Source organism: Streptomyces sp. NPDC002867, from assembly GCF_053591895.1.
In genome coordinates, this window is record NZ_JBSFUR010000003.1 from 1 (window position 1) to 17,875 (window position 17,875).

19 protein-coding genes, 1 pseudogene and 1 riboswitch are annotated in these 17,875 nt (G+C 74.2%); of the genes and pseudogenes, 6 read left to right on the top strand and 14 right to left on the bottom strand.

Annotated elements, in window-relative coordinates:
- Both ACWD0A_RS03105 and nagB read right to left on the bottom strand, forming a co-directional pair.
- Nucleotides 1-101 (bottom strand): annotated as a pseudogene (locus ACWD0A_RS03105) (ATP-binding cassette domain-containing protein); the annotation flags it as partial.
- Between the two features lie 16 nt (nucleotides 102-117).
- Nucleotides 118-903, bottom strand: coding sequence for a glucosamine-6-phosphate deaminase (nagB, locus tag ACWD0A_RS03110; protein WP_451294060.1), 786 nt, complete (start codon nucleotides 901-903; stop codon nucleotides 118-120).
- 200 nt (nucleotides 904-1,103) lie between these two features.
- Here nagB and ACWD0A_RS03115 point away from each other — a divergent pair, with 200 nt between their 5' ends.
- Nucleotides 1,104-2,102 (top strand): alpha/beta fold hydrolase, encoded by a 999-nt coding sequence (locus tag ACWD0A_RS03115; protein WP_451294062.1) that lies wholly within the window; start codon nucleotides 1,104-1,106, stop codon nucleotides 2,100-2,102.
- Nucleotides 2,103-2,110: 8 nt separating this feature from the next.
- Here the strand turns inward: ACWD0A_RS03115 and ACWD0A_RS03120 are convergent, their stop codons facing one another.
- Nucleotides 2,111-2,326 carry a hypothetical protein gene (locus ACWD0A_RS03120; protein WP_451294064.1) on the bottom strand — a complete coding sequence of 72 codons (216 nt, stop codon included), beginning with the start codon at nucleotides 2,324-2,326 and terminating at the stop codon, nucleotides 2,111-2,113.
- Nucleotides 2,327-2,435: 109 nt separating this feature from the next.
- Here ACWD0A_RS03120 and ACWD0A_RS03125 point away from each other — a divergent pair, with 109 nt between their 5' ends.
- Nucleotides 2,436-5,759, top strand: a complete 3,324-nt coding sequence (locus tag ACWD0A_RS03125) for an ATP-binding protein (protein WP_451294066.1) — start codon at nucleotides 2,436-2,438, stop codon at nucleotides 5,757-5,759.
- Between the two features lie 3 nt (nucleotides 5,760-5,762).
- On the opposite strand, the gene ACWD0A_RS03130 is transcribed toward ACWD0A_RS03125, so the two are convergent.
- A complete protein-coding gene (locus ACWD0A_RS03130; protein WP_451294068.1) occupies nucleotides 5,763-6,671 on the bottom strand; it encodes a siderophore-interacting protein in 909 nt (302 codons plus the stop codon).
- 187 nt (nucleotides 6,672-6,858) lie between these two features.
- On the opposite strand from ACWD0A_RS03130, the gene ACWD0A_RS03135 reads away from it, so the two are divergent.
- Nucleotides 6,859-7,095: a hypothetical protein gene (locus tag ACWD0A_RS03135; RefSeq protein WP_451294070.1), complete on the top strand. Its 237-nt coding sequence runs from the start codon at nucleotides 6,859-6,861 to the stop codon at nucleotides 7,093-7,095.
- A 140-nt stretch (nucleotides 7,096-7,235) separates the two neighbouring features.
- Here the strand turns inward: ACWD0A_RS03135 and ACWD0A_RS03140 are convergent, their stop codons facing one another.
- On the bottom strand, nucleotides 7,236-7,622 hold the full coding sequence (locus tag ACWD0A_RS03140) for an ArsR/SmtB family transcription factor (RefSeq protein ID WP_451294072.1): 387 nt from the start codon (nucleotides 7,620-7,622) through the stop codon (nucleotides 7,236-7,238).
- 123 nt (nucleotides 7,623-7,745) lie between these two features.
- Between ACWD0A_RS03140 and ACWD0A_RS03145 the strand changes: the two genes are divergently transcribed.
- Nucleotides 7,746-9,722: a heavy metal translocating P-type ATPase gene (locus tag ACWD0A_RS03145; RefSeq protein WP_451294074.1), complete on the top strand. Its 1,977-nt coding sequence runs from the start codon at nucleotides 7,746-7,748 to the stop codon at nucleotides 9,720-9,722.
- A 357-nt stretch (nucleotides 9,723-10,079) separates the two neighbouring features.
- Here the strand turns inward: ACWD0A_RS03145 and ACWD0A_RS03150 are convergent, their stop codons facing one another.
- The 7 genes from ACWD0A_RS03150 to dhaK all read right to left on the bottom strand — a co-directional run bounded on the left by ACWD0A_RS03150 (nucleotide 10,080) and on the right by dhaK (nucleotide 15,145).
- Nucleotides 10,080-10,922, bottom strand: a complete 843-nt coding sequence (locus ACWD0A_RS03150) for an energy-coupling factor ABC transporter ATP-binding protein (RefSeq protein ID WP_451294076.1) — start codon at nucleotides 10,920-10,922, stop codon at nucleotides 10,080-10,082.
- A complete protein-coding gene (gene cbiQ / locus ACWD0A_RS03155) occupies nucleotides 10,919-11,668 on the bottom strand; it encodes a cobalt ECF transporter T component CbiQ (RefSeq protein ID WP_451294078.1) in 750 nt (249 codons plus the stop codon). The genes ACWD0A_RS03150 and cbiQ overlap by 4 nt, the downstream gene beginning before the upstream one ends.
- Before the next feature lie 6 nt (nucleotides 11,669-11,674).
- A complete protein-coding gene (locus tag ACWD0A_RS03160; RefSeq protein WP_451294080.1) occupies nucleotides 11,675-12,073 on the bottom strand; it encodes an energy-coupling factor ABC transporter substrate-binding protein in 399 nt (132 codons plus the stop codon).
- Complete coding sequence (locus ACWD0A_RS03165; RefSeq protein ID WP_451294082.1) at nucleotides 12,070-12,759, bottom strand: energy-coupling factor ABC transporter permease; 690 nt, start codon at nucleotides 12,757-12,759, stop codon at nucleotides 12,070-12,072. The genes ACWD0A_RS03160 and ACWD0A_RS03165 overlap by 4 nt, the downstream gene beginning before the upstream one ends.
- Before the next feature lie 29 nt (nucleotides 12,760-12,788).
- Nucleotides 12,789-12,984: riboswitch (cobalamin riboswitch) on the bottom strand.
- Nucleotides 12,985-13,078: 94 nt separating this feature from the next.
- Nucleotides 13,079-13,492, bottom strand: coding sequence for a PTS-dependent dihydroxyacetone kinase phosphotransferase subunit DhaM (locus tag ACWD0A_RS03170; protein WP_451294084.1), 414 nt, complete (start codon nucleotides 13,490-13,492; stop codon nucleotides 13,079-13,081).
- The gene (gene dhaL, locus ACWD0A_RS03175; RefSeq protein WP_451294086.1) at nucleotides 13,489-14,103 is read right to left on the bottom strand and encodes a dihydroxyacetone kinase subunit DhaL; all 615 of its coding nucleotides are present in this window, start codon (nucleotides 14,101-14,103) and stop codon (nucleotides 13,489-13,491) included. The genes ACWD0A_RS03170 and dhaL overlap by 4 nt, the downstream gene beginning before the upstream one ends.
- 49 nt (nucleotides 14,104-14,152) lie before the next feature.
- The gene (gene dhaK, locus ACWD0A_RS03180) at nucleotides 14,153-15,145 is read right to left on the bottom strand and encodes a dihydroxyacetone kinase subunit DhaK (protein WP_451294088.1); all 993 of its coding nucleotides are present in this window, start codon (nucleotides 15,143-15,145) and stop codon (nucleotides 14,153-14,155) included.
- Between the two features lie 378 nt (nucleotides 15,146-15,523).
- Between dhaK and ACWD0A_RS03185 the strand changes: the two genes are divergently transcribed.
- Together ACWD0A_RS03185 and ACWD0A_RS03190 are read left to right on the top strand one after the other, a co-directional pair.
- Nucleotides 15,524-15,859 (top strand): ArsR/SmtB family transcription factor, encoded by a 336-nt coding sequence (locus tag ACWD0A_RS03185; protein ID WP_451294090.1) that lies wholly within the window; start codon nucleotides 15,524-15,526, stop codon nucleotides 15,857-15,859.
- A gap of 172 nt (nucleotides 15,860-16,031) precedes the next feature.
- Nucleotides 16,032-16,646, top strand: coding sequence for a methyltransferase family protein (locus ACWD0A_RS03190; protein WP_451294092.1), 615 nt, complete (start codon nucleotides 16,032-16,034; stop codon nucleotides 16,644-16,646).
- A gap of 107 nt (nucleotides 16,647-16,753) precedes the next feature.
- Here ACWD0A_RS03190 and ACWD0A_RS03195 read toward each other — a convergent pair whose 3' ends face one another.
- Together ACWD0A_RS03195 and ACWD0A_RS03200 are read right to left on the bottom strand one after the other, a co-directional pair.
- Complete coding sequence (locus ACWD0A_RS03195) at nucleotides 16,754-16,891, bottom strand: hypothetical protein (RefSeq protein WP_451294094.1); 138 nt, start codon at nucleotides 16,889-16,891, stop codon at nucleotides 16,754-16,756.
- A 630-nt stretch (nucleotides 16,892-17,521) separates the two neighbouring features.
- The gene (locus tag ACWD0A_RS03200; RefSeq protein WP_451294096.1) at nucleotides 17,522-17,758 is read right to left on the bottom strand and encodes a hypothetical protein; all 237 of its coding nucleotides are present in this window, start codon (nucleotides 17,756-17,758) and stop codon (nucleotides 17,522-17,524) included.
- Nucleotides 17,759-17,875: the final 117 nt, after the last annotated feature.

The window sequence follows — 17,875 nt, forward strand, 5'->3', positions numbered from 1 at the left end:
TCGTCGAGCACGAGCAGGTCCGGCTCGCTCGCCAGCGCGCGGGCGATCCCGGCGCGCTGGCACTGGCCGCCGGAGAGCTCGTGCGGAAGCCGGTCCCGCCCCGTGTCGCGTACAGGCTTACAGCCCCTGCCACTCCGGCTTCGCCGCGTAGGTGGCCCGGAAGTAGTCGGCGAGCTTCAGGCCGGCGGCCGCGGCCTCGTCGACCACGACCGTCGCGTGCGGGTGGAGCTGCAGGGCGGAGGCGGGGACCAGGGCGGACAGCGGACCCTCGACCGCGAGCGCCACGGCGTCCGCCTTGGCCTTCCCGGTCGCCAGCAGCACCAGGTGGCGGGCCTCCAGGATGGTGCCGATGCCCTGGGTGATGACGTGGCGGGGGACCTGCTCGATGTCGCCGTCGAAGAAGCGGGCGTTGTCGACGCGGGTCTGCTCGGTCAGCGTCTTGATCCGGGTGCGCGAGGCGAGCGAGGAGCAGGGCTCGTTGAAGCCGATGTGGCCGTCCGTGCCGATGCCCAGCAGCTGGAGGTCGACCCCGCCCGCCTCCGCCAGTGCGCGGTCGTACGCCAGGCACGCCGCCGACACGTCGTCGGCGGCTCCGTCGGGGCCCATGAAGGCCGCCTCGCTCAGGCCGAGCGGCTCGACGACCTCGCGCAGGACGACGGACCGGTAGGACTCGGGGTGCCCGGCGGGCAGGCCCACGTACTCGTCGAGCTGGCAGATCCGGGCGCGGGAGGCGTCGACCTCCTTCGCCGCCACCTTGGCCCCGAGGGCTACGTAGACCGGCAGCGGGGTCGACCCCGTGGCCACGCCGAGGAGGGCGTCGGGCTTGCGTCGCAGCAGGTCGGCCATGGCTTCGGCGATGAGTTCGCCGCCCGCGGCGGAGTCCGGAACGATGACAACTTCCACGAAGATCCCTGTTCTCTGAAGCGCTCAGTGGTGTAGACCAATCTACCCGGCGGAAGGGATCCTGTCTCCCCGGAGAGAGCGGTTACGCGCTGGTAATCAGGCGGACCCCGCAGACGTATCCCGCGCGAAACCCGGCGGAAACTCCCTGTGCGACGGCGGTTCTACGCTCGGACCAGATCCTCGTCAGCAGGAGGCCGTCGATGCTCCCGCCCCAGACGTCCCCGCCCCAGGGCCGGCTGCGCCCCGTGTCCGCGGCGGACGTGCGACTGCACCACCTGACGGTGCACGGCTACCGCCGCGCCTACCGCATCGCCGGTCAGGGCCCGGCGCTCCTGCTCATCCACGGCATAGGGGACTCCTCGGCCACCTGGGCCGACCTCATCCCCGCCCTGGCCCGCCGCCACACCGTCATCGCCCCCGACCTCCTCGGTCACGGCGCGTCCGGCAAACCCCGCGCCGACTACTCGGTCGCCGCCTACGCCAACGGCATGCGCGACCTGCTCGGCGTCCTCGGGATCGACCGGGCGACCCTCGTGGGCCACTCGCTGGGCGGCGGGGTGGCCATGCAGTTCGCCTACCAGTTCCCCGAGCGCACCGAGCGCCTGGTGCTGGTGAGCGCCGGGGGAGTGGGCCGCGCGGTCAACCCCGTGCTGCGGGCCGTGTCCCTGCCCGGCGCCGAGGTGCTGCTGTCCGGCCTGCGCCTGCCCGGCATGCGCCACGCGATGCGGCTGTGCACCGAGCTGATGCGCAGACTCGACACCGGCCTGGGGCAGGACGCCCCGGAGCTGCTCGGCCTCGTGGACGCGCTTCCCGACGCCACCGCGCGCAGCGCGTTCATCCGGACGCTGCGGGCCGTCGTCGACTGGCGGGGGCAGGTGGTGACCATGCTCGACCGCTGCTACCTGACCGAGGGGATGCCGGTGATGCTGGTGTGGGGATCACGCGACAGCGTGGTGCCCGTGGACCAGGCCCACACGGCACATGTCGCGATGCCCGGCAGCCGACTCGAGATCTTCGAGGGGGCGGGGCACTTCCCGTTCCACACCGACCCGATGCGCTTCCTGGCCCTCGTCGAGGACTTCGTCGCCACCACGGAGCCCGCCGACTGGGACAGGGAGCGCTGGCGCGAGCTGCTGCGGGCCGCGGGCGCCGGTGCCGGGAACACGCCCGACCCGGCGAACGAGCGCAGCGCGACCTGAACGTACCGTCAGAACAGCGGCAGCTGCCCGGGGAACTCCGGCACGAAGCTGCCGTCCAGCGACGGCTGGAGCGCCGGAGCGACCGGCGCCTGACGCCGCGAACCGGGACAGGAGACCAACTCCGCGCCCGAGCGGGCACCGGCGGGGTCGTGGCGGGCGAACCGTCCCGCCACGACGGCGATCTCGCGGCGGCACTCCGGACACAACCGGCGGGGAGCTGACATGCGCTCCAGTCTGCCAGTCACCCCTGACACACCCGCCCGCAGAGCGCCGCCGCCCAGCCCGTGAACCCCGCCACCGCCTGCGCGCCGCGCCGGTGGGGACAATGATCCGGTGACCTACCGCTACCTCGTCCTCGGCACCACGCAGGCCCTGCGTCCCGACGGCACCGCCGTGGCCCTGAGCGGGGCGCGGCTGCGTGCGCTGCTCGCCGCGCTGGCCGCGGGAGCCGGCCGGGCGGTCCCGACGGGCGAGCTGGGCGCACAGGTATGGGGTGATGCCGCGGAGGGGCCTGCCGACGAACCGGCGGCCCTGCAGGCCCTCGTGGGCCGGCTGCGGCGCGCGCTCGGCCGCGACGCGGTCGCGTCCGGCCCCGGCGGCTACCGGCTGGCCGCCGCACCGGACGACGTCGACCTCTTCCGCTTCGAACGCCTCGCGGCCCAGGGTGCCACCGCGCTCGACTCCGGCGACCCGGCCACCGCCGCCGCCGCCGTCCTCGACGAGGCGCTCGCACTGTGGCACGGTCCCGCACTCGCCGACCTGCCCGGCCGGGACACCGACCCTCTCGCCGTACGGGCCGCACAGCGGTATGCCGAGGCACGCAGGCACCGGCTCGCGGCCGACGTGGACGCGGGCCGGGCGGCGGCCGTGCTCGCCGAACTCACCGCCCTGTGCGCCGAAGCCCCGCTCGACGAGCCCCTGCACGCCCTCCTCGTACGGGCGTTGGACGTGGCCGGGCGCCCGGCCGAGGCGCTGCAGGCGTACGAGGACCTGCGCGTACGCCTCGCGGACCGGCTCGGCACCGACCCCGGTCGCGAACTACGCGAACTGCACGCCCAGTTGCTCGCCGCCGACACGTGCAGATGCCCGGCCCCGGCCCCGGCCCCGGCCCGGGGCAACCTCCGCGCCCGGCTCACCTCCTTCGTCGGCCGCGAGCGCGAACTCGCCGACGTGGCCGCGGCCCTGGACCGCAGCCGGCTCGTGACGCTGCTCGGCCCCGGCGGCGCCGGAAAGACCCGGCTGGCCGTCGAGGCGGCGTCGGCCGCCGACACCCCCGGCACCTGGCCCGACGGAGTCTGGATCGCCGAACTCGCCTCCGTACGCGAGGAGGAGATCGTCCCCGAAGCGGTGCTCACCGCGTTCGGCGCACGCCGCACCCAGCTGCGCGGCCCCGCCGACGCCGTGCCCCGCGACCCGCTCGCCCAGCTGCTGGAGCACTGCGCCAGGCGGCGCATGCTCCTCGTGCTCGACAACTGCGAGCACCTGGTCGGCGCGGCCGCCCGCCTCGCCGAGGCCCTGCTGGCGGACTGCGCCGGCGTGCGGGTCCTCGCGACCAGCCGGGAACCCCTCGGCGTCCTGGGCGAGACGGTGCACACCGTCGGCCCGCTGCCCGAGGACGTGGCGCTGCGTCTGCTCGGCGATCGCGGCGCCGCCGCCCGCCCCGGCTTCGCGGTCCAGGACGACCCGGCCGCCTGCGCCGAGATCTGCCGCCGCCTCGACGGCCTGCCGCTCGCCGTGGAACTCGCCGCGGCCCGGCTGCGCGCCCTCTCGCCCCGGCAGATCGCCGACCGGCTCGACGACCGGTTCAGGCTCCTGACCGGCGGCAGCCCCACCCTGCTGCCCCGCCAGCAGACCCTGCGCGCGGTCGTCGACTGGTCGTGGGACCTGCTGACGGAGGACGAACGCACGGTGCTGCGCCGGCTCGCCGTCTTCTCCGGAGGCTGCACGCTGGACCGGGCCGAGGAGGTCTGCGGCGCGGGTGCGCTCGAAGCGCTCGTCTCCCTCGTCGACAAGTCCCTCGTCACCGCCGTCCCCGGCGACGGTCAGGGCATGCGCTACGGACTGCTGGAGACCGTCGCCGAGTACGCGGCCGAGCGGCTCGACGAGGTCGGCGAACGTGCCGCCGTCGGACGCCGCCACCTGCACGCCTACCGCGAATTCGCCCGCAGGGGCGACGCCGCGCTGCGAGGCCCGGGCCAGGCGGGCTGGCTGGAGCGGCTGGAGAGCGAGCACGACAACATACGGGCAGCGCTCCGCACGGCGACCGGTCTCGGCGCGGAGCAGGAGGCGCTGTGCCTGACGCTGTCCATGAACTGGTTCTGGCAGCAGCGGGGGCACCTGGCCGACGCCCGCGCCTGGGCGCCCGCCGCGGCCGGCCTCGGCCCCGACCCGTTCGCCGTGACCCCGCCGAGACCGGCCGTTCCCCTCGCACACCGGGTGACGGACGATCCGCCGCCCTGGGACGAGGAGGTCCTGTGGGAGGCACGACGCGGAGTGCGGCTGATGGTGCTCGCGAGCCGTGGCGGCGACGACCGCGGTCTGACCGACCCGAGGACACAGGACTGTCTGAGTGCCGTCGTCGCCTCCTACCGGCCGGGACTGCCGCAGGTCTGCCGCCAGCCCGCCTCCATGTGGTACTTCGCCCGCATGATGCGGGGCGAGTTCGCCGGACTCGACGACACCGTGGAGGCCATGGTCGCCGACTGCACCGCCGCCCACGCCCGGACGCGGCACCAGCCCGACGGCGCCCTCGACTGGGACCTCGCCTTCGTGCTCCTGGTGCGCGCCAAACTGCTCGGGGACACACCCGGCGCAGAAGGACACGGCTACGCCGACCGGGCGCTGGCCCTGTTCGAGACCGTGGGGGACCAGTGGGGCATCGCCGAGTCCCTCTCCGCGCGCGGCGAAGGGCTCGAGCGCAGTGCCCGGTACGCCGAGGCGGCGGCCGACTTCGAACGGGCCATGGCCGCCGCCGCCCGTGTCGGCGCGTACGCCCAGGTCCCCGTCCTCGCGGCCCGGCTCGCCGCCGCCCGGCTGCGCATCGCGACCGGACCGGAGGAGACGGACCGGGCCGAGCGCCAACTCATCGATGCCGTCCGCCGGTCCGGGGAGTTCGCCCCGGAGACCATGAGCACCGCCCGTATGCTGCTCGTCCAGCACTACGGCCGCACCGGCCGTGCGGCGCTCGCCCGCGACCAGCTCGACCGGATCGGCGAGGACTTCAAGGGCCCCGGCTTCGTCCTGTTCGCGGGCATGCTCGAAGGCGGGCACGCCTGGCTGGACTGCCTCGGCGGCGACCACGCGGCCGCCGCCGCCCGTGCGGCGGAGGCGGTGCGCCTCATGGACCGGATGGCCTTCCTCGTCGCACCGCATCTGATCATCGATCAGTTCCTGTGCACCGCTTGGGCGTTCGCGCATGTGGGGCGCGCCCATGACGGCGCCCGGCTCCTGGGCGCGTACGACGGGAGCGGCAAGGTGCCGGGCGGGCTCGGCTTCCGGCCGTTCGCGGACGAGCCCGCCGTCCGGGAGCGGGCCGAGGACGACCTGCGCGAGGCGCTCGGGGAACGGGCGTACGCGTCGGCGTACGCGGAAGGCGGAGCCCTGTCCGTACGCGAGGCCGCCGGACTGATCCACCCGCCGTCGGGCGAGGCCGGATGACCTTCAGCCCGTCGTGCTCGTCGTGCCCGTCGTGCTCGTCGTGTCCGTCGAGTCGGCGAGCCGTTCCCGGGCGTCCGCCAGGTCCTCCTCCGTGGGCGCGTCGTCCTGGCTGAGCCGGGCCCGCCAGTAGCCGGTGAACTCCACCGACCGCCGCGCCATGCCCCGCTCCCCGACGAGGTACCGGCGCAGCGTGCGCACCGCGGCCGCCTCCCCGCCGAGCCACGCCCGCTCCGGCAGGCTCGCGGACACGATCTCGCGCACGGCGGGGACCAGAAGTTCCCCGTGTGCGGTGCGGCGGGCGCCGCCCGTGTCCCGGTGCAGCCACCGCACCGTCACATCCGCGGCTGTCACGAAGGACTGCTCGTCGGCCCGTTCGGGCACCTCGATGCAGGCCACGGCGCGCGCACCGGCCGGCAGCGACTCCAGCACCGTCCCGATGGCGGGCAGCGCCGACTCGTCCCCGGCCAGCAGCAGCGGGCCCGTTCCCGCCTCCGGCCGGGGCGCGGCGAATAACTCCGACGGACCGAACATGCCCAGCGTCTCTCCCGTCCGCGCGGCGGCGGCCCAGCGCGTCGCCGGTCCGCCGTCGTCATGCACGACGAAGTCGATGTCGATCTCGGCGTCCTGCGGCCGGTGCGCGCGGATCGTGTAGCTGCGCATCCACGGCCGCTCGTCGTCCGGCATCGCGGAGTACGCCGCGTACCAGCGCATCACGTCGCCGTCGGTGTCCGGTTCCGGCAGCCGGGGCGCCTGCCGGCCGGCGCGCGGGAAGTACAGCTTCACCTGCTGGTCGGGGCCTTCCAGGCGCAGACTGTCCAGGCCGGGACCGCCGAAGGTGATGCGGACCATGTGCGGGGTGAGACGCCGGGCGGCGACGACGTGGAGATGACGGACCGGCAGGGGCTGGGACATGGGGTCTCCGGACGTGTGGGAGTGGGAATCGGGTGACACCGTCGCAGCTGCTGCCGACACGCCGCCGACAGGGCACCGACACGGCGGCGGCCGTGGGGGGATGAGTGGCCGTACCCATGCCTCGTGGCCGCCGGAGCCGGACGATGTCGGCGGGACACCGACGCGTGGCGGTGACAGGGGGGACGGCATGGGGAAGCTCTTGGGAGCGGCACTGGCGGCGGCCGCGCTCGCGGGCGCGCCGGCACTGGCGTACGCGGTGGGCGCGCCGCCCGCCGTCGTCCCCGGCACAGCGGTGGGCGTGGTCGGCCTGCATCACGGGGCCGAGGGCATTCCTCCGGATGCTCCGCACGCCCGACGCGACGGGAACGTGACCGCTCAGCGCACGGTGATCTGCCGGGCGGACGCGACCACGTTCCCCTCGTAGCCGTGTCCTTCGCGTACCGGCCGGCGCAGGTGATCAACCGGATCTCGGCGGCCGCGCCGTCCGCGTGGACCCGCTAAGCCGCGACGTCCTTCTGCCGACGGGACAGGCCGGGCGGTGCCGGCCGGGGACGTGGCTGGGCGTCAGGCGCGGTCGCCTGTCTCCTCGGTGGCCTCCGGCTCGGGCAGGTCGCGGGCTCCCAGGCGCAGATGCTCGATGTGGTAGACCGCCTCGTCCAGGAGCTGGGCGACATGCGTGTCGTACAGGCTGTACTCGATCCGGCGGCCCTGGCGGGTCCCCGTGACCAGACCCAGGGCGCGCAGCAGGCGCAACTGGTGGGAGACCGCCGACTGTTCCATGTCGACCGCCTCCGCGAGTTCGGTCACCCCGCAGGGCCCCTGGCGCAGCCGCGTGAGGATCATCAGCCGCGAGGGGGTGGCCAGGGCCTGGAGAGTGGCGGCGATCGTCGCCGCGGAGTCCGCGTCCAGGTGGGCGGCCGGTGTGATGCCGCTGCTGACTCCGTGTCCCATGCAGCACATCGTAGCCGTGCGCTCAGCCGTACGAATGAAGACCTCTTCATGTGTTCCGCTATGGTGAAGGGCGTCAGCCGAGACGGCTCCGCCCTGCCCGGAGCCCCGAGAAGAGGTGTCCCGATGGTTCCCCCGACCTCGCCGACCACCGCGCCCGCGCCCACGGCACGGACGGCAGCGCCGCCCGCCGCCCCACCGGGCCGGCCGCGCACCCGGTTGTTCGCCCTGGCCGAGGTCCGCTGGGCCGCCCTGTCCGCCGCCGCGTTCCTGTGCGCCCTGCCGCTCGACCTCGCCGGCGCGCCCGCCTGGGCCTGGGGACCGCTCTACGCCCTGTGTTACGCGGCCGGCGGCTGGGAGCCCGGTCTCGCGGGCCTTCAGGCCCTGCGCGAGAGGACACTCGACGTCGACCTGCTGATGGTGGTGGCGGCGATCGGCGCGGCAGCCATCGGGCAGTACCTCGACGGCGGTCTCCTCATCGTCATCTTCGCCACCTCCGGCGCGCTGGAGGTCCTCGCGACCCGGCGTACCGCCGACTCCGTCCGCGGACTGCTCGACCTCGCCCCCGCCCGTGCCGCACGCCTCGCCGGCGACCGGTCCGAGGCGTGGGAGACGGTCGACGTCGCCGACCTGCGGGTCGGCGACACCGTCCTCGTACGGCCGGGAGAGCGGCTGCCCGCGGACGGCACGGTCCTCGACGGCGCGAGCGAGGTCGACCAGGCCACGATCACCGGCGAACCCCTGCCCGTGGACCGCCGCGCCGGTGACACCGTCTACGCGGGCACCCTGAACGGCACCGGCTCCCTGCGCGTCCGCGTCGACAAGGACGCCGCCCGGTCGGTCATCGCCCGCATCGTCGCCATGGTCGAGGAGGCGAGCGCCACCAAGGCGCCCACCCAGCTCTTCATCGAGAAGGTCGAACAGCGCTACTCGACCGGTGTCGTGGTCGCCACGCTCGCCCTGCTCACCGTGCCGCTCGCCTTCGGCGCCGACTTCACGAGCACCCTGCTGCGCGCCATGACCTTCATGATCGTCGCCTCGCCGTGCGCCGTCGTGCTCGCCACCATGCCGCCGCTGCTCTCCGCCATCGCCAACGCCGGACGCCACGGAGTGCTCGTCAAGTCCGCCGTCGCGATGGAGCGTCTGGGCGAGATCGACCGCGCCGCTCTCGACAAGACCGGCACGCTGACGGAGGGTTCGCCGCGCGTCGCCGAGGTGCGCGTGCTGCCGGACGCGGGAGTCACGAAGGACCGTGCGCTGGCCCTCGCGGCGGCCGCCGAGGTCCACAGCGAGCACCCGCTCGGCCGCGCGATCGTCGCGGCCGCGCGTGAACGCGGCCTGCGGCTGCCGGGGGCGCGGCAGTTCGCGTCGACGCCCGGACGCGGCGTCTCGGCGAGCGTCGACGGCAGCACGGTGCGCGTGGGAAGCCCCGCCGCCCTGCTCGCCGAGGAGTGCGCGGCGGCCGTCGAGGTGGAGGCCGAGGGCCGTACGGCCGTCCTCGTCGAGGCCGACGGGGTGCCGGTGGCCGTGCTCGCCGTCGACGACCGGCTCCGGTCCGGGGCGCCGCAGGCGGTCGCCGCGCTCGCCCGCCTCACGGGCCGCACGCCGACGTTGCTGACCGGCGACAACGCCCGCGCGGCCGCGCGGGTGGCCGGCGAGGCGGGCATCGAGGACGTACGGGCCGGCCTGCTGCCCGAGGAGAAGGTCGCCGCCGTGCGCGCGTGGCAGGAGGCGGGGGAGAAGGTACTGATCGTCGGCGACGGCGTGAACGACGCGCCCGCGCTCGCCGCCGCCCACACCGGCATCGCGATGGGCCGCGCGGGCTCGGACCTGGCTCTGGAGAGCGCGGACGCGGTGGTCGTACGGGACGAACTGGCCACTGTCCCGGCCGTGGTGGCCCTCTCGCGCCGGGCCCGCAGGCTGGTGGTGCAGAACCTCGTGATCGCGTCGGTGTGCATCGGCGTGCTGGTGGTGTGGGACCTGGCGGGCCACCTCCCGCTGCCCCTGGGCGTGGCGGGGCACGAGGGCTCGACGGTCCTGGTCGCCCTCAACGGCCTGCGCCTGCTGCGGGAATCGTCCTGGCGCGAGGCGACGGGGGTGTGACACCGCCGGGGGCGCCCGCGCCGCGCTGCGGGTCCGGCAGGCCCAAGGGCGGGCCAGGTGCCCGGTGCACCGTCCGGCCGGACCGCCGGCTTCGGCGCCCCGGACCCGGGGGCGCCCCGCGGACGTGTACGGCGGCCGATTCGTCGCCTCCCGTGCGCGCCGGACAGTCCGTCGCTGCGGCGGCCCGGCCGGCATGCGTCGGCTGGGCGGCCCGACGACCGGCGGCCGGGCTGCGTCCGTACGTGGTACGGGCCGGCGTCCCGGCCGGGCGCCTCGCCGCCGTGGCGACACGGGCCGCCGCCCCGGCTTTTCCGAGAGCCCGGGGCCTCGCGCGACGGCCCGCCACGCGCGGCGGGGTTACTCCGTGCCGGCCCGGGCCGGGCCCGCAGCCCAGTGGGACAGGTCCTCCGGGGTGCGGGGCCCCGTTTCCGCAGGGGCGAGCAGGCCGTGCGACCTCAGCAGTTCCGCCACCGCCGTGCCCCACGGCCTCCGCAGGCGCGCCGCGTCCAGCAGGGCCTGGTCCGCGAGCAGTTCCGCGACGGGACCGGTGCGCAGGCCCGTCGGCGCGAGGACGGCCGCATCGTCCGCCCAGCGCAGGGCCAGATCCACGTCGTGGGTCGCCATGACCACCGTCGTACCGGACGCGCCCAGCGTGCCCAGCACCTCCAGCAGCCGCTCCTGGCCATGCGGATCGAGCCCCGCCGTCGGCTCGTCCAGAATGAGCACGCGCGGCCGCATCGCCACCGCGCCCGCGATCGCCGCCCGTTTGCGCTGTCCGTACGAGAGAAGATGCGTCGGCCGGTCCCGCAGCGCCACGATGTCCATCGCCGCCAGCGCCTCGTCCACCCGGGCGCGTACCTGCTCCTCCGGCAGCCCGAGGTTCATCGGGCCGAACGACACGTCCTGTTCGACCGACGCCGCGAACAGCTGGTCGTCGGGGTCCTGCACCACCAGCTGCACGCTCGTCCGCAGCCGGGTCAGCCCGGCACGGTCGTACGTCACCGGCTCGCCGTCCAGCCGGACGTGGCCCGTCGCCGGGCGCAGCCCGCCGCTCAACAGCCGCAGCAGGGTGGTTTTTCCGCTGCCGTTGCGCCCCAGCAGAGCCGTGGAGCGGCCCTCCCGGAGCGCGAGGCCGACGCCGCTCAGCACGACGGGCCCGTCCTCGTACGCGAAACCGGCGTCGACGAGCTCAACGATCACAGGACGAACCTTTCCAGCAGATGGGTGAGCAGCACGATGCCTGCCAGCAGCGCGGCCACGGCGACGAGGAAGGGGCGCGACACGGACGCACGCGGCACGAGGACCCTCAGCGTGCCGTCGTAACCGCGTCCGGCGAGCCCGGCCTGAAGCCGGCCGGCCCGGTCGAAGGCGCGGACGAACGCGGTCGCTCCCAGCCCCGCCAGCGAACGCCACGCCGCCGCCTGGCTCGTGTGGCCGAGACGGGCCGCCTGCGCCTGGCGGACCCGGCTCATCGCGTCCAGCAGCAGGAAACTGATCCGGTACATCACCAGCGCCACGTCCACCACCGCCGGCGGCACGCCCGCCCGTACCAGCCGGGGCAGGACGTCGGAGACCGGCGTGGTGAACGCGAACAGCAGCACCCCGAGCGACGCCGCCGAGGTCCGCAGCAGCAGCGCGGCGGCGTGCTCGGGACCGTCGGGCGCCAACGCCACCGGCCCCGCCTCGCCGCCCACGGCGAACAACAGCGGCAGCGCCCCGGTGACACAGAACCCGAGGGGGATGCGGAAGGCCCGCCACAGCTGCCGGGGCGCGACCCCGGCCGGGCCCAGCAGGACGGCGAGGGAGGCGGCGGCCACGAGAACGGCGCCGGGCCAAGGCGGCAGGCACACGGCCGTCACCGTCAGCCCCAGCCCGAGCACGGCCTTCTCACAGGGATGGCGGCGGCGCCAGCGACTGCTGTGCGCCGCCGCGTCGATCGGGAGCATCGGCGCCTACGGCAGCTTCGCGGCCGGGGCGTCCCCGCTGCCGGGCTCCGCTCCGGGCGCCTCTCCGGCGGCCTCTCCCGGGAGGGCGCCCGCGCGCGCCGCGGCCCGCTCCTCACCCTGCCTGCGTCCTCTGCGCAGGCCGAAGTAGTACGCCAGCACCCCCGCGCCGAGCGCGGCCTGGAGTGCGAACAGCGCCGACTCGATCTCGGCCGACGGCGGCTCGTACAGCGGGGAGAACCACGGCTCGTAGTCCGGCTCCAGCTCCGTGATCGCCGTCTCCGCCTGCGCGTCGGAGCCGGTGAACGGCTCCTCCCTGTGGTCGCCGAGCCCCAGTACGAGCGGCAGGACGGCCAGCGCCGCCACGGCCAGCAACAGCAGCGTATTGATCCTCGCGTTACGGCTCATCGGACCACGGCCTCCTTCCTCGCGCCCGGGACCAGGACGCCGAGACGGGCCAGGTCGCCCTTGCTGGACTGGCTGAGCAGTCGCATCACCAGCACGGTGAGCAGCCCCTCGCTCACCGCGAGCGGGATCTGCGTGAGCGCGAAGATGCCGCCGAACTTGGCGAGCGCGCCCGCGAATCCGCTGCTCGGGTCGGGGAAGGCCAGCGCGAGCTGCACGCTGGTGACGCAGTACGTCGACAGGTCGGCGACGAACGCGCCGAAGAACACGGCGACCATCAGCGGGACACCCGACCGCCGCAGCAGCCGGTAGACCCCGTAACCGGCCCATGGACCGACGATCGCCATGGAGAACACGTTGGCGCCGAGCGTGGTGAGACCGCCGTGCGCCAGCAACAGGGCCTGGAACAGCAGGGTGATCGTGCCGAGCACCGCCATGATCGGCGGACGGAACAGGATCGCGCCCAGCCCGGTGCCGGTCGGATGGGAGCAGCTGCCGGTCACCGACGGGATCTTCAGGGCGGACAGCACGAAGGTGAAGGCGCCGGAGGCGCCGAGCAGCAGGGTGGACTCGGGGTGGGCCTTGACCTCGCGCGTCAGGGCACGTACACCGTGGACGACGAACGGGGCGGCCGCGACGCCCCAGGCGGCGGCGTGCAACGGGGGCAGGTACCCCTCGGCTATATGCATGGTCGGGAGACCCTCTCCAGCACCTCGTGGATGGACAACGCGCCCCGGCCGGTCTCCTGGCTGACGGGTCATGCCGCCCGTGACTCCGCCTTCCCAGGCACCGCGCTCTCGCGCGGTGGCCCAGTGACTTCCCCTGAGGGGTGGAGCCGGACTTCCCGATCACAGTGGCGAGGGCCGCACCGGTACCGCACCGGTTTCCCGAACACCAAGGCTCCGTGACAGTAGTGCGCCGACCAGCGACATCACAAGCCGCGCACGGGTGCACCGGCCCGCGGCCGGGTGAGCCGTTCGCCACACCCGGCCGCACGCACCGCTCCCGTCACTCCTTGCGGTACCCGTACGCCTCCGAGGCCGCCGCCTCCACGGCGTCCAGGTCGCCCCCGGCCGACGCGGTCACCACCGCGGCCACCGCGCCCTCCACGAACGGGGCATCCACGAGCCGGGTGCCGTCGGGAAGTTCGTCGCCCTCGGCGAGAAGGGCCTTCACCGTGAGCACGGCGCTGCCCAGATCGACCAGCACGGCCACGCCCGCGCCGCGGTCCACCTCCGCCGCCGCGGCGGAGACCAGCTCGGAGCTGGTGCCGAGACCGCCGTCCGGCGTGCCGCCCGCCGCGGCGACCGGCGCGAGTTCCCCGCCGCCCGCGAGCCCGCGCGCCAGCGCGGCGACCGAGCGCGCCACGTCCGCGCTGTGCGACACCAGCACGATCCCGACCCGCTGGGCGGTGTCGCTCATACGGCCGCCTCCGCCGTCTCGGCGAGCGTGGCCACCAGCAGCGCCGACGACGTCGCCCCCGGGTCCTGGTGCCCGATGCTGCGCTCGCCGAGATAGCTGGCCCTGCCCTTGCGCGCCTGCAACGGCACCGTCGCCAGCGCCCCCTGCTCGGCCGCCTCCCGGGCCGCGGCGAACGACTCCGTGCTGTCGCCGAGCGCCGCCACCGCGGGCTCCAGGGCGTCCAGCATCGTCTTGTCGCCCGCCTTCGCCCCGCCCAGCTGCGCCACGGCCTCGACGCCCGCCCGCAGCGCCTCGGCCAGCTGCCCCGCGCTCACCTCGGCGTCGTCGCCGAGGGCCTTGCCGGCACGGCGCAGCAGCGTCCCGTACAGCGGTCCGGAGGCCCCGCCGACCGTCGAGATCAACTGCCGTCCCGCCAGGACCAGTACGGCTCCGGGCGCGGTCGGCGGCTCCTTGTCCAGGGCCGCGACGACGGCCGCGAACCCGCGCTGGAGATTGGTGCCGTGATCGGCGTCACCGATCGCGGAATCCAGCTCGGTCAGACGGTCGGCCTCACGGTTCACGGCCGCGGCGGCGGCCGTGAGCCAGCGTCGGAAGAATGCGGCGTCGAGCACGGGATCTCCTCGGTTCGGATGATCGGTTCGGGAGGGGGCGGGGCGAGGCTCAGCGTCCCCACCGCAGGGCGGGCGTCTGCACCGGCGCGTCCCACAACCGCAGCAGCTCCTCGTCCACCTGGCACAGCGTCACCGAGCAGCCGGCCATGTCGAGCGAGGTCACGTAGTTGCCGACGAGCGTGCGGGCCACCGCCACGTCGCGCTCGGTCAGCACCCGCTGCACCTCGGCGTTGAACCCGTACAGCTCCAGCAGGGGGGTGCCGCCCATTCCGTTGACGAGGGCGATGACCGGGCCGGTGGGGCGCAGGTCGTCGAGGACCGCTCCCACGGCGAAGTCCGCGATCTCCCGCGCGGTCATCATCGCCCGCCGCTCGCGGCCCGGCTCGCCGTGGATGCCGACGCCCAACTCCAGCTCGCCCGGGGGCAGGTCGAAGGTGGGCCCGCCCTTGGCGGGAGTGCTGCAGGCGCTGAGCGCGACGCCGAAACTGCGGGAGGACGCGTTCACCTGGCGGGCGAGGGACTCGACCCGCTCCAGCGGGGCGCCCTCCTCGGCGGCGGCGCCCGCGATCTTCTCCACGAACAGGGTCGCACCGGTGCCGCGCCGGCCCGCCGTGTACAGGCTGTCCGTCACGGCGACGTCGTCGTCGACCAGCACGGTGGCGAGCCGAACGCCCTCGTCCTCGGCGAGCTCCGCGGCCATCTGGAAGTTGAGCACGTCGCCGGTGTAGTTCTTCACGACGAACAGCACCCCCGCACCGCTCTCGACAGCGGCGGCGGCCTTCACCATCTGGTCCGGCACGGGACTGGTGAACACCTCGCCCGGACAGGCTCCGTCCAGCATCCCGGGCCCGACGAACCCGCCGTGCAGCGGCTCGTGCCCCGACCCGCCCCCGGAGACGAGCGCGACCTTGCCGGCGACCGGTGCGTCCCGCCGGACGATCACGCGGTTGTCCACGTCGACATTGAGGTCGGGATACGCGGCGGCCATCCCGCGCAGCGCATCCGCGACGACGGTCTCCGGGACGTTGATGAGCATTCTCAACGGTTCCTCCTGGGGGAGTTCCAGCTAGGGCCCTGAGCAGGTTTTACCTGGTCAGCAGGTAGGTAGGCGGCGGTGGCTCTTGGCGGCCGGTGGCGACGTCCGTCGGTGTCCGGCGGGGCTGCTGACTCGATGCTGACTTTCCTGACTGCCCGTCAGGCACGTTTCCGTCTCTGTTGTCGCTCTTGATGGCTGCCGCACCCAGTATCGAAGAGACGCGCTTGAAGGGGAAACGACGCGTCGATTGCCGACCGACGTATCCGCGCCGTTCCCCTGGATGCGGGCCTCCGTGTTCGCGCCGGGATCCCGGGGTTGTCGGGGACGGCCGCAGGGTAACTGTCCAGAAATTCGTGAATTCAGAATTCCATGTACTCTCGGCGTGTGCTGCCTGTTGCTCCCGACATCGAGGTGCTGGTGCGGTTCGGCCGTGCGCTCGCCGACCCGATCCGTTGCCGGCTCCTGCTCGCCCTGCGCGAGGCACCCGCCTACCCGTCCGACCTCGCGGACGCCCTCGGCATCTCCCGAACCCGGCTGTCGAACCACCTGGCGTGCCTGCGGGACTGCGGCCTGGTCGTCACCGTGCCCGACGGCCGCCGCACGCGGTACGAACTGGCCGACGAGCGCCTCGGGCATGTGCTCGACGACCTGCGCACCGCCGTGGTCGCCGTCGAGTCCGACCGCACATGCGCCGAGGCGGACGAGAAGGGCTGCTGCTGATGACCGTGATGTCCCTCGGGCCGTCCCCGGCCCGCCGCGGCGCCTGGCGGGGCAAGGGCTGCCGCGCGGCCCCCGCCGCCGTGACAGCACCTGCGGACGGCGAGGTGGCCGGAGACGCATGCGGCTGCCGTCCCGGCTTTGCCTGCTGCGCCCCGGTGAAGGAGGCCCGGCGATGAACGGATGGGCCTGGACGGCGCTGGTCCTGTACCTCGGCTGGATGGTGACGGCCTTCGGTATCCGTGCGGTCGTACAGCGCCGTCGTACCGGCGACGCCGGCTTCCGCGGCACCTCCGGCCGCCCTGGTTCAGCCTCCTGGTGGGCCGGCGTTCTGTTCGTCGCCGCCCTGATCGGGGGCGGGACCGCACCCGTGGCCGCACTCGCCGGCCTCCGCGAACTGCCGGGCACCGACAGTCCGGTCCTGCACTGGACGGGACTGGCCATCACCCTGGCCGGGACGGCACTCACTCTGGCGGCCCAAACAGATATGGGCGCCTCCTGGCGCGTGGGCGTGGACGACAACGAGCACACAGCCCTGGTCACCGCCGGCCTGTTCGCGCACGTGCGCAACCCGGTCTTCACCGCCATGGCCGTCACCGCAACCGGTCTCGTGCTGATGGTGCCCAATCCCGTCGCGGTCCTTGCGCTGGCGGCCCTGGTGGCCGCGGTCCAACTCCAGGTCCGCGTCGTCGAGGAGCCGTATCTGGCCGACCTGCACGGAGGCGGGTACGCCGTCTACACGGCCCGAGTCGGACGCTTTGTGCCGGGTATCGGCAGACAAAGGGCCTGAACCGCTTCCTCCCGTCCAGGGCTCTTGCCGTCCGCGCACCGGATTCCGGCCAAACGCGGGCCGTGGGGGACTTGGTGGCGGGCGGACGGCAAGGCGAGTGGTTAAGATCACGGCATGGTCACGGCTCGGTCGACTTCCCGCATGCCGCGGGCCCGCTCCTCTGCGGGTCCGCTGCGCCTGCTGTGGGTGGCGATCACGCTCTTCGCCTTCGTGTACGCGCACGGCGTGAGCATGGACGGGATCACCGGTCACCTCGACAGAGCGGCTGTGTCCGCATCGAACGGCATCGACCGGCATGCGGCTCCCCACGGACCGATGGACCATCACGGGGGCGAACACGGCCCCTCGCACGCGGCTCAGGAGTGTGTGCCGGGCCAGCCCGAGCAGACGCCCGTTCCGGCAGCTCCGCGTGCCTGCACACCTATCGAGCAAGGGACGGCCGTTCTGGGCCGCCCTGCCTCGGGTGACTTCGGTGACGCCCCCTCGGCCCGACCTCTGCCCAGTACGGCGATAAGAGCCACAGTTCTTCAGATCTAGGATCCGCGCGGCTTTCCCGTCGTCCCCGTGACGCCTTCTCATCCGTGTTCCTGAGGCGTGACGAGGTCGGCCATTGCCGTGAGCGGCACCGGCTCCCGAGACCGCCGGTGCGACGAACCTCTGCGGCTATGTCCCGAACCTGCCCCATTCCCTGCCCACCGTCCGACGCGCCCTTGGCGTCCGACGGCCGCCTGCGGAGGAACCGTGCGTTCGCCCTTCCGTGTCCCGTCACACCCGCATGCCGTCCACCGCCGACCGCGGCTGCTCGTCCTGCTTCTGAGCGTGCTGCTGCTGACCGCGCCCGACTGTTCTCGATCGGCGCATGCGGCTGGTCACGATCACAGCGCAGCCTCCGTGGCCTCGGCTGTCGCGTCGGCCTCCTTGGCGAAATCACCGCCGCCCCGTGCCGTGACGCCGGGTGATTCGTCGTGCTCGTCCTCCGGTTCCGGGCCGCAGGGAGCAGCCCGCCCGCAATCACGCACCCAGCCGACCGACATCACGAAGCCGGCGCCTTTGGCGACGGTGACGCGGGCCGCGGCGCACCACGAGGCGCCCCGTCCTGTGCCGTCGGGCACCGAAAGAGCTGTGCCAGGGCGCTCGACTCTGTGCGCCTTGTGCCAGTGGCGGACATAGGCCACGTCTTCAGCCGCAGCGCGCGTGCCCGGTGGCGGCCGAGGAACGCCTCCGGGCCT

Excerpts from the sequence above, each read along its gene's own strand:
- ACWD0A_RS03135 (WP_451294070.1), top strand. The coding sequence starts at position 6,859 with ATGGGGAAGCTCTTGGGAGCGGCACTGGCGGCGGCCGCGCTCGCGGGC.
- ACWD0A_RS03140 (WP_451294072.1), bottom strand. The coding sequence starts at position 7,622 with ATGGGACACGGAGTCAGCAGCGGCATCACACCGGCCGCCCACCTGGAC.
- ACWD0A_RS03160 (WP_451294080.1), bottom strand. The coding sequence starts at position 12,073 with ATGAGCCGTAACGCGAGGATCAATACGCTGCTGTTGCTGGCCGTGGCG.
- ACWD0A_RS03145 (WP_451294074.1), top strand. The coding sequence starts at position 7,746 with ATGGTTCCCCCGACCTCGCCGACCACCGCGCCCGCGCCCACGGCACGG.
- ACWD0A_RS03115 (WP_451294062.1), top strand. The coding sequence starts at position 1,104 with ATGCTCCCGCCCCAGACGTCCCCGCCCCAGGGCCGGCTGCGCCCCGTG.
- ACWD0A_RS03130 (WP_451294068.1), bottom strand. The coding sequence starts at position 6,671 with ATGTCCCAGCCCCTGCCGGTCCGTCATCTCCACGTCGTCGCCGCCCGG.
- ACWD0A_RS03190 (WP_451294092.1), top strand. The coding sequence starts at position 16,032 with ATGAACGGATGGGCCTGGACGGCGCTGGTCCTGTACCTCGGCTGGATG.
- ACWD0A_RS03170 (WP_451294084.1), bottom strand. The coding sequence starts at position 13,492 with ATGAGCGACACCGCCCAGCGGGTCGGGATCGTGCTGGTGTCGCACAGC.
- ACWD0A_RS03120 (WP_451294064.1), bottom strand. The coding sequence starts at position 2,326 with ATGTCAGCTCCCCGCCGGTTGTGTCCGGAGTGCCGCCGCGAGATCGCC.
- ACWD0A_RS03165 (WP_451294082.1), bottom strand. The coding sequence starts at position 12,759 with ATGCATATAGCCGAGGGGTACCTGCCCCCGTTGCACGCCGCCGCCTGG.
- cbiQ (WP_451294078.1), bottom strand. The coding sequence starts at position 11,668 with ATGCTCCCGATCGACGCGGCGGCGCACAGCAGTCGCTGGCGCCGCCGC.